Here is a 14311-nt window from a genome sequence, read left to right on the forward strand (position 1 = left end):
GGCCGACCGCTACTTGTCGAACGCAGGGTCGATCGGCACGCGGTAGCCGTTGACCAGCCGGTTGGTCTCGTTGGCCATGCCGACCACGGCCATCAGCTCGGCGAACATCTGCGGCGTCATGCCGGCCTTGGCCGCGCCCGCATGATGGCTGGCGATGCAGTAGCCGCAGTTGTTGGTGACGCTCACCGCGAGGTAGACCATTTCCTTGACCACCGGGTCGAGCGCTCCGGGCGCCATCACCTCCTTGAGGCTGCCCCAGGTGCGCTTGAGCGTGGCGGGGTCGTTGGCGAGGTACTTCCAGAAGTTGTTGACATCGGGCACGTTGCGCGATGTCTTGATGTCGTCGAACACGGCCTTGACGTCGTCGGAGGCGGCGGCGTACTCGATGGGTTGTGGCTTCACTATTCAATCTCCTGAGACGAAGGCCGCATTGTGGAGCGGCCATCGCCATCGCCATCAGGCATCCGGCTCCGGCCGCCGCCACAGCCATGCGAGCACGACGGCCATCGAGCCGATGCCGAGCCCCGCCAGCCACGGCTTGTGGGCGGTGAGCGCGATGACGACGGCGCAGAACGCCATCGCCGCGGTGGCGCTCCACTTGGCGCGGCGGCTCACCGTGCGGCCGTTTTCCCAGTTGCGCAGGATGGGGCCGAACAGCCGGTGCTCCAGCAGCCAGCGATGCAGGCGGGGCGAGCTGCGCGCGGCGGCCCATGCGGCCATCAGCACGAACACCGTCGTCGGCATGCCCGGCACGATCACGCCGATGACGGCCAGCACCAGGCACAGCGCGGCAAAGGCCAGCAGCAGCCAGCGGGCGGCCAATGGCAACGGGCGCGGCACGGCGACGGTGGCATCCGCGGCGGGCAGGTTCTTTTCTTCGGCGGGCATCACGAGCCGATTGTCTTTCAGCGCACGACGCGCAGCGCCACCGGCTCGTTGCAGTTGCCGACCAAGGTGTCTTGATAACAGGAATTCACAAATGAGATTCATTATCATCACGACCCTTCGCGGCGTTGTTTCGACGTCGCGACCCGGGCTTCTCCTGTCGCCCGGCCATCGGCCCTCTCACAGCGCAACTTTCCCGTGATTTTTCCAACCTCTTCTTCTTCTCCTCTTCCTTTCGCGCGTGCTTTTGCCGCCCTGCTGGCGCTGTCCCCTGTCACCGAACTGCTCGCGCAGCAGGCGCCGGATGCCGGCTCCGCCAACACGCTCAAGACGACCGAGATCCACGACCAGTCGGAGAGCGCGGCTTCCGGCTATGCAGGCCCTCGCGGCGGCACCGCGGCAACGCGCACCGAGACCCCGCTGATCGAAGTGCCGCAGGCAGTGCGGGTGGTTCCGCGCCAGTTGATCGATGACCTGGGCGCGACGCGGCTGGGCGACACCATCGACTACGTCAGCGGCATCGCGCGGCTCAACGACTTCGGCGGCACCTGGGACAACTTCGCAATCCGGGGCTTCAGCAACACGGAAGGCGGCTCGCTGCTCAACGGCTTTCCCTCGGGCCGGGGCTACGGACCGCAGCGCGACGTGGCGAGCGTCGAACGCGTCGAATTCCTCAAAGGTCCGGCCGCGGCGCTCTACGGCAGCAGCGAACCCGGCGGAACCATCAACGTCGTGACCAAGAAGCCCCAATTCACCGCCGCGCACACCGTCGGCGTGGAGGTCGGCACGCTGGGCTTCCGGCGCACGACGCTGGACACCACCGGCCCGCTGGGCAGCAGCTTCGCCTATCGGCTCAATGCGGTGGCCGAGGACGGCGCCAGCCGCAGCAGCTTGATCGACAGCCGCAAGCAGGTACTGGCGCCGGCGCTCACCTGGACTCCCGACAGCCGCACGGTGGTGCAGTACGAAGCCGAACTCGTCCGCATCCGCGCGCCGCTCGACCGGGGCCTGATCCAGATCAACGGCAATGTCGGCGTTCTTCCGCGCGACCGCTTCCTGGGCGAGCCCGACCGGGACAACATGCACATCGAGGGCGACACCCATCAACTGACGGTGGACCGCGAGCTGGGCCAGGGCTGGCGCGCCCGGGTCGGCACGTCCTACCGCGAGACCCGTTACTTCGGCGACGCGGTCGACCTCAACAGCACGCTGCGCGCCGACGCCCGCACCCTCAATCGACGGGACAGCTGGCGCAGCCTGCCGTCGCGCGACACGTCGGTGCAGGCCGAAGTCGAGGGCAAGTTCAGCACGGGCGGCATCGGCCACACGCTGCTGGCGGGCGTGGAGTCCTGGCGGCTCTTCATGGGTCAGTACGGCGAGTATTCGAGCGTGGCCAGGGCGCCGTATGCGATCGATATCTACCAGCCGCTCTACGGCCAGGCCCGCACGGCGCCGCTCTCGCCCCTGTTCAACACGCGCGACGACCAGCGCGCCACCGGCGTCTTCGTGCAGGATCAGATCGACCTGTCGCCGCAATGGAAGCTGCTGGCCGGCGTGCGCTTCGACCGTTTCCACCAGGACTACGACGACCTGCTGGCACGCAAGTCCACCGCCCAGAGCCATTCGGCCACTTCGCCGCGCGTGGGCATCACCTACCTCGTGAGCGACCGGCTGTCCTTCTATGCCAGCGCCGGCAAGTCCTTCAAGCCCAATTCGGGCGGAGACGAGAACGGCAACGCGTTCGCGCCGCAATCGGGCCGCGCGCTGGAAGCCGGCGCCAAATGGCTGTCGGCCGACGAGCGGCTGACCGCCACGATGGCGGTGTTCGACATCCGCAAGAGCAACGTGCTCACCCGCAGCCCGACCAACGCCAACTTCAACGTGGCCGCCGGCCAGGCGCGCAGCCGCGGCATCGAGGCCGACGTTGCCGGCCAGCTGGACGCGCACTGGCGCCTCACCGGGAACCTGGCCTATACCGACACCGAAGTCACCCGCGACAACAACCCGGCCATGCTCGGGCGCAGGCTGGCCAACATCCCGCGCATCAGCGGCGGCCTGTTCGCCATCCGCGAGGACAGGCTGTTCAACGGCCGCTACGGCATCGGCGGCGGAGTGGTGCACGTGGGCGAGCGCACCGGCAACGCCACCGACACCTACCGGCTGCTTGCCTACACCACCGTGCGCCTGACGGCCTACTGGCAGGTCAATACGCGCGTTCGCGTCACCCTCGATGTCAACAACCTGTTCGACAAGACCTTCTACGTCGCTTCGTGGAACAACCTGACGGTGCTGCCCGGACTGGGCCGGCAAGTGGTGGCGGGCCTGCAGGCGAAGTTCTGACGGGCTGCGACGACGGCACCGCAGCCCCCAGCCTCACTCCACCGTCACGCTCTTCGCCAGGTTGCGCGGCTTGTCCACGTCGGTGCCCCGCGCACCCGCCGTGTGATACGCCAGCAGCTGCAGCGGCACCACGTGCAGGATCGGCGAGAGCGCGCCGTAGTGCTCGGGCATGCGGATCACGTGCAGCCCTTCGCTGCTGGTGATCTTCGTGTCGCCGTCGGCCAGCACGTAGAGCACGCCGCCGCGCGCGCGCACTTCCTGCAGGTTGCTCTTGAGCTTTTCGAGCAGCGCGTCGTTGGGCGCCACGGCCACCACGGGCATTTCGCTCGTCACCAGCGCGAGCGGGCCGTGCTTGAGTTCGCCGGCGGCGTAGGCCTCGGCGTGGATGTAGGTCACTTCCTTGAGCTTGAGCGCGCCTTCGAGCGCGATCGGATAGTGCAGCCCGCGGCCCAGGAACAGCGCGTGGTCCTTGCGCGCGAAGTCTTCGGCCCAGCCGATGATCTGCGGCTCCAGCGCCAGCACCGACTGCAGCGCGACGGGCAGGTGCCGCATTTCCTTCAGGTAGCGCGCCTCGTCGGCTTCGCTCAGGTGGCCCTTGCTCTGTGCGATGGCGAGCGTCAGCAGGAACAGGCCCGCCAGCTGCGTGGTGAAGGCCTTGGTCGACGCCACGCCGATTTCCACGCCGGCGCGCGTGATGTACGCCAGCTTGCACTCGCGCACCATCGCGCTGGTGGCAACGTTGCAGATGGTCAGCGTCTGCTCCATGCCCAGCGAGCGCGCATGCTTCAGCGCGGCCAGGGTGTCGGCGGTCTCGCCCGACTGGCTGATGGTGACGACCAGCGTCTTCGGGTCGGGCACGGAGTCGCGGTAGCGGTACTCGCTCGCGATCTCGACCTGCGTGGAGATCTTCGCGATGCTCTCCAGCCAGTACTTGGCGGTGCAGCCGCTGTAGTAGCTGGTGCCGCACGCAAGGATGAGGATCTTGTCGATGTCCTGGAACACGCGGTGCGCGCTGGCACCCGTGGCACCGTCCTGACCGATGCCGTCGAACAGCTCGGGCACGATGCCTTCCACGCCCTCGAGCGTGTCGCCGATGGCGCGCGGCTGCTCGAAGATTTCCTTCTGCATGTAGTGGCGGTACGGGCCCAGTTCGGCCGCGCCGCTGTGGGCGTGCACGGTGCGCACCTGGCGGGTCACCGGCTTGTGGTTCCTGTCGACGATCCAGTACTTGCCCGGCTGCACGTCGACCACGTCGCCTTCTTCCAGGTACACGATCTGGTCGGTCACGCCGGCCAGGGCCATCGCGTCGCTCGCGAGGAAGTTCTCCGCGCCGTCCTTGCCGGCGCCCAGGATCAGCGGCGAGCCCGCGCGCGCGCCGACCACGCGATGCGGCTCGTCGCGGCAAATCACGGCAATGGCGTAGGCGCCGTGCAGCTGCAGCACCGTGGCCTTGACGGCTTCGAACAGGTCGCCGTCGTAGAGGCTGTCGACCAGGTGGGCGATGACCTCGGTGTCGGTCTGGCTCTCGAACACATAGCCCTTGGCTTCGAGCGCGGCGCGCAGCGGTTCGTGGTTCTCGATGATGCCGTTGTGCACCAGCGCGATGCGGCCCGGGCGTGCGCCCTGCGCACCGGCGCCGGGGCCATGGCTGAAGTGCGGATGGGCGTTGTGCACGACCGGCGCGCCGTGGGTGGCCCAGCGCGTGTGGGCGATGCCGGTGAGGCCTTCGACCTTCTCGTCGCGCACCTGCGCCACGAGGTCGGCCACGCGCGAGGTGGTGCGCGCCCGCGTCAGGCCGCCGGCATGCACCGCCACGCCGCACGAGTCATAGCCGCGGTACTCGAGCCGCTGAAGGCCCTGGACCAGGACCGGAACGATGTTGCGATGGGACGCTGCCCCGACGATGCCGCACATGGTGATCTGCCTTGAATGAAGAGGAGGCTCGATGGTAGGAAGGCTTGAAAGAAATATGCATTCAAAATTCGTTTGATTTCGGATTTTTATTTCTTGTTTTTCCTTATTTGGATATTTATTCCATAATTCAGATGAATATGGAATCAATCACCCTGGATTCAACCGACCTGCGCCTGCTGGATGCCCTTCAGCGCGACGCCTCGCAGACCAACCAGCGCCTGGCCGCCGACGTCGGCATTTCCCCGCCCACCTGCCTGCGACGCGTGCAGCGGCTTCGTGAAGAAGGCCTCATCGAGCGCCAGGTCGCGCTGCTGTCGCCCGACCGGCTGGCCACGGTGCTGGGCCACGGCCTGCAGGCGGTGGTGGAAATTTCGCTGGACCGGCAGGACGCCGCCTCGCTGGACGCCTTCGAGACGCGCGTGATCGCCGACGACGCCGTGCAGCAATGCTGGCGCGTGTCGCCCGGCCCCGACTTCGTGCTGATCGTCGCGGCGCGCGACATGCCGGACTACGGCGCGCTCGCGCAGCGCCTGTTCACGGCCGATGCGAACGTGCGCAACGTCAAGGCCTTCTTCAGCCTCAAGCGCGCCAAGTTCGAGCCCCGTTTGCCGCTGGCGTGACGCCCGGTCCCTTCGCGAAACACCGCGGAACCGGCTTTGCCGGGCCGCAGGTGTTGCCCCCGGTAGGGGGTTGGCGAAGCGACACGAAGTGCGCGCAGCCTGGGGGCGAGCCTATTTTTTGGGGCGCTTCCAGTTCGCAAAGCTGACCTGCTTGGCGCGCGAGACGGTCAGCGCCCCAGGCTCGGTCGACTTGTTGATGGTCGAGCCGCCGCCGATGGTGCCGCCCGCGCCCAGGGTGATGGGCGCGACCAGCACGCAGTTGCTGCCCACGTGCACGTCGTCGCCGATCACGGTGCGGTGCTTGTTGGCGCCGTCGTAGTTGGCGGTGATGGAGCCCGCCCCGTAATTGACGCGCTCGCCCACGGTGGCGTCACCCAGGTAGGCCAGGTGGTTGGCCTTGGCGCCGGCGGCCAGCGTCGAGTTCTTGACCTCGACGAAGTTGCCGATGTGCACCTCCGCGCCCAGTTGCGCGCCCGGCCGCAGCCGCGCGAACGGGCCGATGAGCGCGCCCGCGCCCACTGTCACGCCGGCCTTCTCGCCTTCGATATGCGTGAACGGATGGATCACTGCGCCGGCCTCGATGCGCGCATTGGCAATGACGCAGTTCGCGCCGATGCGCACACCCTCGCCCAGCGACACCGCGCCTTCGAACACGCAGTTGACGTCGATCTCCACGTCGGCGGCGCACTCGAGCTTGCCGCGCAGGTCGAAGCGCGCCGGGTCGGCCAGGCGCACGCCCTGCTCCATCAGCGCATTGGCCTGGCGCAGCTGCCAGGCGCGCTCCAGCGCCGCGAGCTGGGCCGGGCTGTTGATGCCGGCCACCTGCAGCGCGTCGGTGGTGATGTGCGCGACCACGGGCACGCCGTCGGCGGCCGCGAGCTTCACCACGTCGGTCAGGTAGTACTCGCCCTGGGCGTTCTTGTTGTCCAGCCGCGCGAGCCAGCCCTTGAGCAGGCGCGCCGGCACGGCCATCACGCCGCTGTAGATCTCGCGCACGGCGCGCTGGGCCTCGGTGGCGTCCTTGTGCTCGACCACGGCGGTCACGTCGCCGGCGGCGGCCGAGCGGATCACGCGGCCGTAGCCGGTGGGGTCGTCGAATTCGATGGTCAGCAGTGCGAGCCGTCCACCCGCACTGGCCGCGACCAGCGCGCGCAGCGTGTCCTCGCCGATGAGCGGCACGTCGCCCGAAAGCACGACCACCGTGCCGTCGTCGGGCAGCAGCGGCGCCGCCTGCAGCACCGCGTGGCCCGTGCCCAGCTGCGGCTCCTGGCGCGCGAAGCGCAGCGTGGCGCCGGCAATGCCGCCGGCCATGGCCGCCTCGACCTCGGCGGCGCCGTGGCCCGTGACCACCACCACGTCGCGCGCGCCGATGCGCCCGGCGGTGTCCGTCACATGCGCCAGCAGTGCGCGGCCGGCCAATCGATGCAACACTTTGGGCAGCTTGCTCTTCATGCGCGTGCCCTTGCCGGCAGCCATGATGACGATGTCCACCGGTCCCGGCGTGTGCTGTTGCGGAGTCTGATTCATGCGTTTTTCTTCCCGATTTCGTTGCGCGGCAATGGCGCGGATTATCGGCGTGCTGCTCCTGGCCGCCGCGCTGGGGGCCTGCAGCGCCATCCGGCTGGCCTACAACAACCTGCCCACCGTGAGCTACTGGTGGCTGGACGGCTACTTGGATTTCGACAACGAGCAGGCCCCGAAGGTGCGCGACGAACTCGCCCAGCTGCTGGACTGGCACCGGCACAACGAGCTGCCGCGCATCGCCTCGCTGCTGCAGGAAGCACAGGCACTGGCGCCCGGCGAGGTGACGCCGGCGCAGGTCTGCGCCATGGCCGATCGCATCCGCGAGCGCCTGCTGGCCGTGACCGACCGGGCGGAAACCGCTGGCGCGCAGCTCGCGCTGAGCCTGACCGCCGCCCAGCTGCAGCAGCTGGAACGCAAATACACCAAGAACAACGCCACCTATCGCAAGGAATGGCTCGACCGCACGCCGGCCCAGGTGCAGGAAAAGCGCTACGACCAGTTCCTCGACCGTACCGAGGACTTCTACGGCCGCCTGAGTACCGAGCAGCGCGAGCTGCTGAAACAGCAGGTTGCGCAGTCGGTGTTCGACCCGCGGCTGGCGGACGCCGAGCGCCGCCAGCGCCAGCAGGAAGCGCTGGTGCTGCTGCGCGGCTTTGTCGCCGACAAGCCTTCTGCGGCCGAGGCGCGCGCCGCGCTGCACGCCTATATCCAGCGCGTCGCCGCGCCGCCGCCCGGCCCCTGGCGCGACCAGCAGCAGGCGCTGCTGGAGGAAGGCTGCCGCAACACCGCCGCGCTGCACAACGGCACGACCGCCAGCCAGCGCGCGCAGGCAGTGCGCCGGCTGCAGGCCTACCAGGACGATCTACGGCAGCTGGTGGCGGCGCGCTGACTCCGGGCCCGAAGGCCTGCCTCAGATCAGCGGCGTGGGCCGCATCGGCCGCTCGAAATAGTCGCCCAGCGTCTCCAGCGCGTGCGGTTCCATGATGCGCAGCCAGCCGGTGTCGATCTTGTAGAACCCGAGCCGCTGCAGCCGCCGCATCGTCTTGTTGGTGTGCACGAGCGACAGCCCCAGCGCGTCTGCGATGTGCTGCTGGTTGAACGGAAACTCGACCCAGCCGTCGCGCACCATGCCCACCCGCTCGGCGCGGCGGTACAGGTGCATCAGCAGCATCGCCACGCGCTCGCCGGCATTACGCCGGCCGGAGGTGACGAGGTTGTCGTCCACCATCTTTTCCTCGCGCGCGGCGAGCCAGGTGATGTCGTAGCCGAGCTTGGGCTGGGCGTGGAACAGGCCCCAGAGCCGGTCGCGCGAGAAGGCGCACAGCGTGACGTCGGTGACGGCCTCGACGCCGTGCGTCTGGCCGTCGGCAAACTCGTCCTGCAGGCCGATGAAGTCACCGGGCAGGAGAAAGCTCAGGATCTGCCGCCGGCCGTCGCTCAGCGTCTTGTAGCGAAAGGCCCAGCCCGAATAGAGAGTGAAGAGCTGCGAGCTGGGCCGGTGCTCCTCGATGATCGAGCTGCCGGCCTCCACGCGGCGGGCGCCGACGCGGAACGACTGGATGGTCTTGAGTTCTTCTTCGGAGGCCGGAAGAAAGGCGTCGAGCTGGCGCAACGCGCACTGGTCGCATGGATTGATGCCGTAAGGGGGCGCTGCGGCGGCGGGGTAGTCCTCGAATTTCACGCTTTACTATAGGCCGTCCGGCTGTGTCTTTTGACATTTCGGAGCGTCTTTCGCGTCACTAGACTCCGCAGCGCTTTCTCCTGAAGACGCATGACGCAAGACCAGCCACTCTACGAAATCCTCTACTGCAGCACTCTCGTGCAGGAATTTGCGCCCCCGCCGGTGGGCGCCATCGTGGCCCAGGCGCGCGCACGCAACGCCGAACGGGGCATCACCGGACTGCTGGTTTTCGACGGCTTGCGGTTCTGCCAGCACCTGGAGGGCCCGCGCGAGGCGGTCGAGGCGCTGATGCGGCGGATCGAACGCGACCCGCGCCATATCGACGTCCGCATCGCCTACGAGGGCGGATTGCGCAACCGGCGCTACACCGGCTTCGGGCTGGGCCTGGCGGAAAGCGAGGGGCCGCACCTGATGTCGGGCGTGCACGCCCTGGAGGGCGAAACCGCCCTCCTGCATTTCCTGGCACTGCGGCCCAGCTTCGACATCAACGGCTGAGGCGCCAAAGAAAAAGGCGGCCGAAGCCGCCTCTCGCCAGCGCAGGGTTGGCCGAGAATCAGGCGTTGTCCCAGCTGTAGGTCGCGCCGTAGCCGTCCCACGCTTCCATGACGATGCGCTGGCCCGCCGCCACCGTGAGCGACTCACCGGGTGCGAGCACCAGGTCTTCGCTGGGGTTGGCGAGCGTGGCGTCGGGGGTGATCCACACGCGGCCCTGCTTGACCCGCAGCACGCTGGTCGAACGCGCCTTCAGGCTCATCGCCTCGCCGGGGGCGATCTGCCAGGCGCCACGGCGCACGGCTGGCGGCACTGCGGCAGCGGCGGTGCGGGCGGGAACGGACAGGGACGAGAGCGATTCGGTGGTGCAGACGGCGGTGGACATGATGAGGACTCCTGGGCTTTGCCGAAGCGCTTGACAGACAGAAGGCAATTGCGCAGTTCGGGAATGAATGATCGTTCCTGGGCCGTTGGCAGTCCAATGAAAAGGAGGTAGCCTACTGATGCCCGTTTCGCATCAATGCATCTGCCCGCCAGATTGCCGCTCGAAGTCATACCCATGCAACATTCGCAAACCCACTTGCGCTCCCGGCCGATCTCGGCCGGGCATCTGCGCGCCTTCGAGGCCGTCGCCCGCCACCTGAATTTCCGCGCCGCCGCCGAGGAAATGGCGCTCACCCAGTCGGCCGTCAGCCGGCAGATCCAGTCGCTGGAAGAAGAAGTGGGCGTGGCGCTGTTCCTGCGCCACACCCGGGCGGTGGAGCTCACCAGCGCCGGCGCGCAGCTGCTGCTGGCGGTGCAGCAGTCGCTGCCGCGCATCGACATGGCGGTGCGTCAAATAAGGCAGAGCGCGGGGCGCAAGAGCGTGTCGCTGACCACCTTTGCCTCGTTCGCGTCGATGTGGCTGATTCCCCGGCTGGAAGCCTTCCAGCGCGACAACCCCGAAATCGACATCCGCATCGACGCCAGCGACGTGGCGGTCGACCTCGAAGTGGCAGACGTCGACATCGCGCTGCGCTACGGCCCGCGCGAGGTCATGCCGGCCGGCGCGGTGCGCCTGTTCGGCGAAACGCTGACGCCGGTGGCCAGCCCCTGGCTGCTGAAGAGCAGCCCGCCCATCAAGACGCCCGCCGACATCACCCGCTTCACGCTGATCGAGGCCGGCGACGCCCACCGCACCCACCTCGAGTGGCTGACCTGGCGCCGCTGGTTCGAGGTGAACGGCCAGGAACGCGCCCAGCCCAAGCGCTGGCTCTATTTCAATTACGCCTACCAGATGGTGCAGGCCGCCCTCACCGGCCAGGGCGTGACGCTGGCGCGCAGCTCGCTGATCGCGGAAAGCCTGGCCAACGGAGACCTGGTCGAGGTGCTGCCGCAGCACCGCATGGACTCGCCGATGGCCTACTGGCTCATCGCCGGCCCGCGCAACGCGCTGCGGCCCGAGATCAAGGCCTTCTGGGACTGGCTGCAGTTGCAGGCCATCACCACGCGCGAAACCATCGGCGAGGTGCCCGACCCGGACACGGTGGACAACCTCGACTGAGCCGGGGGCTCAGCTGGTCGGCCAGACCACGCCGTTGTCGTTCAGGATGGCGTCCAGCGGCAGGTCGTGCGCCTCGGGCTCGAAGTCGTCCAGGAAGCCGTGGGTGAAGCCCAGCCCCACCGTGAACGGCCGCGGCTCCAGCGCCGCCAGCGTGCGGTCGTAGAAGCCGCCGCCGTAGCCCAGCCGGTAGCCGCCCGCGCTGTAGCCCACGCAGGGCACGAACAGCAGGGTCGGCACGATCAGCTCGGTGTCCTTGGGCTTGGGGATGCCGTAGGCGTCTTCTTCCATCTGGCAGCCCGGGTACCAGGCATGGAAGGTCAGGGTCTTGTGAACTTTGTCGATCACCGGCAGTCCGATGCGGCGGCGCTGCGTCTCTTCCATGAGCTCGCCGTCCTCCTTCCAGCGGTGCAGAGCGGGCAGCGGATCGAATTCGCCCTTGATCGGCCAGTAGGCGCCGATCACGGTGTCGGGCCGGCCGACCAGCCAGATCCGCATCACGCGCTGCAGGAGATCGGCGCGCGCCAGGCGGTCGGGCATTGCCAGTCGCTGCTCGATCAGTGCTTTTCGCAGCTGATCCTTAAGAAAACTCGCGGTCGCCGAGGTGTCGGCATCCTTTGACTTGTCCATAATCCCCCGATGCAGTTCCCAAGCATTTTGGCATCCAAGCGCCGCCGCCCGCGCGGCGCAACTCCCGCACTCGTTTTTTCCGCTGTCCTGGCCCTCGCCGCGTTGCTCTCGCAGCAACCCGCCGCCGCCCAGAACAACACCAACGACGACGTGCTCATCCAGATGAAGCAGGCCTTCCAGCGCGGCGACAAGGCCCGCCTGTCGGCCCTGCTGCCGCAGGCCCGCGGGCATGCACTGGAACCTTGGGCCGCCTACTGGGAACTCAAGGCGCGCCTGCAGGAAGCCTCGCCCAACGAAGTGCAGGACTTCTTCGCGCGCTACGCCGGCACCTACCAGGAAGACCGCCTGCGCAACGACTGGCTGCTTCTCACCGGCCAGCGCCGCGACTGGGACAACTTCTCCGCCGCCATCGCCGGTTTCCGCATGGGCGACGACGCGCAGGTGCGCTGCTACGCCACGCTGGTCGACACGCTGCGCAGCGGCACCGCCACGCAGGCGCAGGCCGACGAGGTGCGCCGCAACTGGTTCGCACAGAAAGACGCCGACGACGGCTGCCTCACCGCCGCCGACCGCATGGTCGCCGCCCGACTGATGACGCCGGCCGACGCCTGGAAGAAGGCACGCCTGGCCATCGAGGCCAATCGCCCGCAGGCCGCGCGCGGCGCGGTCACCATCGCCGCGCCCGATGCGCTGCCGCTGTTCGAGGAGCTGAACGCCAGCTCCGCCAAGTTCCTGGCCGGGCGTGCCTTCGTGGCCGCCAAGTCGCGCAAGGAGCTGGTGGTGCTCGCGCTCATCAAGGTCGCCATCGCCGATCCCGACATGGCCGCATCGCAGCTCGACGGCAAGTGGGGCCCGATGCTCTCGGCCGAAGAGCGCAACTGGCTCTGGGGCACCATCGGCCGCCAGGCAGCGAGCAAGCTCTCGCCGCAGGCCGGCACCTACTTCGCCAACGTCACGAAGAACAGCGACCTGTCCGACGACATGCTGGGCTGGCGCGTGCGCGCCGCCTTGCGCGCCGGCCAGTGGAAAGACGTGGCGCCCGCCATCAACGCCATGAGCGAAACCGCCCAGCTCGACCCGACCTGGGTCTACTGGAAGGCCCGCGCGCTGGCCAACAGCGGCAGCGAAGAGCGCCGCGCCCAGGCCCGCGAGCTCTACCAGAGCATTGCAGGTTCGCGCGGCTTCTACGAAATGCTGGCGCTCGAAGAACTGGGCCAGCGCACCATGGTGCCCACCCGCCCCGCCCCGCTCACGCCTGAAGAAAAAGCCGCCGCGCGCGCCAACCCGTCGCTGGCCCGCGGCCTCTATGCCATCGCGATAGGCCTGCGCCCCGAAGGCACGCGCGAGTGGAACTACGCCACCAACCTGCACGACAAGGGCGGCATGGACGACCGCGCCCTGCTGGCCGCGGCCGACTTCGCCTGCCAGCGCGAGGTGTGGGACCGCTGCATCAACACCAGCGAGCGCACCAAGGGCGTGGTCGACGTCGATCAGCGCTTTCCCATGCCTTTCCACGACACGGTGCTGCGCAAGAGCCAGGACATCGGCCTCGACCCGGCCTACGTCTACGGCCTGATCCGCCAGGAAAGCCGCTTCATCATGGATGCGCGCTCAGGCGTCGGCGCTTCGGGCCTGATGCAGGTCATGCCCGCCACCGCGCGCTGGACGGCCCGCAAGATCGGCCTGACCGACTTCTCGCCCAACCAGATCAACGACCGCGAGACCAACATCACCATCGGCACCAACTACCTGAAGCTGGCGCTCGACGACTTCGACGGTTCCATGGCCCTGGCCGCCGCCGCCTACAACGCCGGCCCGGGCCGCCCGCGCAACTGGCGCAACGGCCCGGTGCTCGACGCCGCCATCTGGGCCGAGAACGTGCCCTTCAGCGAAACGCGCGACTACGTGAAGAAGGTGCTGGCCAACACCACCAACTACGCCGCCATCATCAGCGGCCGGCCGCAGTCGCTGAAGGAGCGCCTGGGCCGTGTCGGCCCGCGCGACGCCGCCGAGCCCGAACCGAACAAGGACCTGCCTTGAGGCGCTCGGCATGAGCTGGCGCGACGAGGTCCTTGACACCATCGTGTCCGAATTCTCGGACGTGACCGATGTGGCGCAGCTCACGCGCATCGTGCTGCGCCTCACGCTGGCCGCCGCGCTGGGCTTCTTGCTCGGCTTCGAGCGCGAGCAGGCGGGCAAGGCGGCCGGCGTTCGCACGCACATGCTGGTGGCCATCGGCTCGGCGATGTTCGTGCTGATACCGCAGCAGACCGGCATCGTGCCGGCCGACATGAGCCGGGTGATCCAGGGGCTGGTGGCGGGCGTGGGCTTCCTGTGCGCGGGCACCATCCTCAAGCAAGGCAAGGACGAAAGCCACGTGCAGGGCCTGACCACCGCCGCCGGGCTGTGGATGACGGCCGCCATCGGGATGGCCTGCGGCCTCGGGCGGGAAGCCACCGCGCTGCTGAGCGCGCTGCTGGCGCTGGCGGTGCTGTCGCTGGTGCCGCGCCTCGTGGGGCTCATCGAGCGTGCAGTCGGCCCGAAGGACAGCACCGCGCCGCGCGTAATTGCCTCGGTCGACGACACGCCCGGCCGCTGAAGGCGCCGGCGCATCAATTCGCGCCGCGTTCGTCATCAATCGCGCCGTGACGCGCAGCTAGCATTTAAAACTTTGCACTCAACGCC

At 68.3% G+C, this 14311-nt stretch carries 14 protein-coding genes; 7 read left to right on the forward strand and 7 right to left on the reverse strand.

Features of this window, described 5'->3' with window-relative positions; all coding sequences use genetic code 11:
• Positions 1-9: 9 nt before the first annotated feature.
• A complete protein-coding gene (locus ACWV14_RS26945; RefSeq protein ID WP_422088192.1) occupies positions 10-402 on the reverse strand; it encodes a carboxymuconolactone decarboxylase family protein in 393 nt (130 codons plus the stop codon).
• Between the two features lie 54 nt (positions 403-456).
• Positions 457-888, reverse strand: coding sequence for a YbaN family protein (locus tag ACWV14_RS26950; protein ID WP_454904574.1), 432 nt, complete (start codon positions 886-888; stop codon positions 457-459).
• 195 nt (positions 889-1083) lie between these two features.
• On the opposite strand from ACWV14_RS26950, the gene ACWV14_RS26955 reads away from it, so the two are divergent.
• Positions 1084-3225 (forward strand): TonB-dependent siderophore receptor, encoded by a 2142-nt coding sequence (locus tag ACWV14_RS26955; RefSeq protein ID WP_454904575.1) that lies wholly within the window; start codon positions 1084-1086, stop codon positions 3223-3225.
• 33 nt (positions 3226-3258) lie between these two features.
• Here ACWV14_RS26955 and glmS read toward each other — a convergent pair whose 3' ends face one another.
• Positions 3259-5139 carry a glutamine--fructose-6-phosphate transaminase (isomerizing) gene (glmS, locus tag ACWV14_RS26960; RefSeq protein WP_454904576.1) on the reverse strand — a complete coding sequence of 627 codons (1881 nt, stop codon included), beginning with the start codon at positions 5137-5139 and terminating at the stop codon, positions 3259-3261.
• Positions 5140-5276: 137 nt separating this feature from the next.
• Here glmS and ACWV14_RS26965 point away from each other — a divergent pair, with 137 nt between their 5' ends.
• Complete coding sequence (locus tag ACWV14_RS26965) at positions 5277-5759, forward strand: Lrp/AsnC family transcriptional regulator (protein WP_454904577.1); 483 nt, start codon at positions 5277-5279, stop codon at positions 5757-5759.
• A 111-nt stretch (positions 5760-5870) separates the two neighbouring features.
• On the opposite strand, the gene glmU is transcribed toward ACWV14_RS26965, so the two are convergent.
• Entirely contained in the window at positions 5871-7286 is a 1416-nt protein-coding gene (gene glmU, locus ACWV14_RS26970) for a bifunctional UDP-N-acetylglucosamine diphosphorylase/glucosamine-1-phosphate N-acetyltransferase GlmU (protein WP_454904578.1), read from the reverse strand.
• 31 nt (positions 7287-7317) lie between these two features.
• Between glmU and ACWV14_RS26975 the strand changes: the two genes are divergently transcribed.
• On the forward strand, positions 7318-8172 hold the full coding sequence (locus tag ACWV14_RS26975; RefSeq protein WP_454904579.1) for a DUF6279 family lipoprotein: 855 nt from the start codon (positions 7318-7320) through the stop codon (positions 8170-8172).
• 21 nt (positions 8173-8193) lie between these two features.
• On the opposite strand, the gene ACWV14_RS26980 is transcribed toward ACWV14_RS26975, so the two are convergent.
• Positions 8194-8964 (reverse strand): Crp/Fnr family transcriptional regulator, encoded by a 771-nt coding sequence (locus ACWV14_RS26980; RefSeq protein ID WP_454904580.1) that lies wholly within the window; start codon positions 8962-8964, stop codon positions 8194-8196.
• A gap of 90 nt (positions 8965-9054) precedes the next feature.
• Here ACWV14_RS26980 and ACWV14_RS26985 point away from each other — a divergent pair, with 90 nt between their 5' ends.
• On the forward strand, positions 9055-9459 hold the full coding sequence (locus tag ACWV14_RS26985) for a BLUF domain-containing protein (protein WP_454904581.1): 405 nt from the start codon (positions 9055-9057) through the stop codon (positions 9457-9459).
• 58 nt (positions 9460-9517) lie between these two features.
• Here ACWV14_RS26985 and ACWV14_RS26990 read toward each other — a convergent pair whose 3' ends face one another.
• On the reverse strand, positions 9518-9841 hold the full coding sequence (locus tag ACWV14_RS26990) for a DUF2917 domain-containing protein (protein WP_422088201.1): 324 nt from the start codon (positions 9839-9841) through the stop codon (positions 9518-9520).
• A gap of 174 nt (positions 9842-10015) precedes the next feature.
• On the opposite strand from ACWV14_RS26990, the gene ACWV14_RS26995 reads away from it, so the two are divergent.
• Positions 10016-10999: a LysR substrate-binding domain-containing protein gene (locus tag ACWV14_RS26995; RefSeq protein ID WP_422088202.1), complete on the forward strand. Its 984-nt coding sequence runs from the start codon at positions 10016-10018 to the stop codon at positions 10997-10999.
• A gap of 9 nt (positions 11000-11008) precedes the next feature.
• On the opposite strand, the gene ACWV14_RS27000 is transcribed toward ACWV14_RS26995, so the two are convergent.
• Positions 11009-11626, reverse strand: coding sequence for a 5-formyltetrahydrofolate cyclo-ligase (locus ACWV14_RS27000; RefSeq protein WP_454904582.1), 618 nt, complete (start codon positions 11624-11626; stop codon positions 11009-11011).
• 9 nt (positions 11627-11635) lie between these two features.
• On the opposite strand from ACWV14_RS27000, the gene ACWV14_RS27005 reads away from it, so the two are divergent.
• Positions 11636-13666: a transglycosylase SLT domain-containing protein gene (locus ACWV14_RS27005; protein WP_454904583.1), complete on the forward strand. Its 2031-nt coding sequence runs from the start codon at positions 11636-11638 to the stop codon at positions 13664-13666.
• A 10-nt stretch (positions 13667-13676) separates the two neighbouring features.
• Complete coding sequence (locus tag ACWV14_RS27010) at positions 13677-14225, forward strand: MgtC/SapB family protein (protein ID WP_422088204.1); 549 nt, start codon at positions 13677-13679, stop codon at positions 14223-14225.
• Positions 14226-14311: the final 86 nt, after the last annotated feature.

This window comes from Variovorax durovernensis (assembly GCF_977011995.1).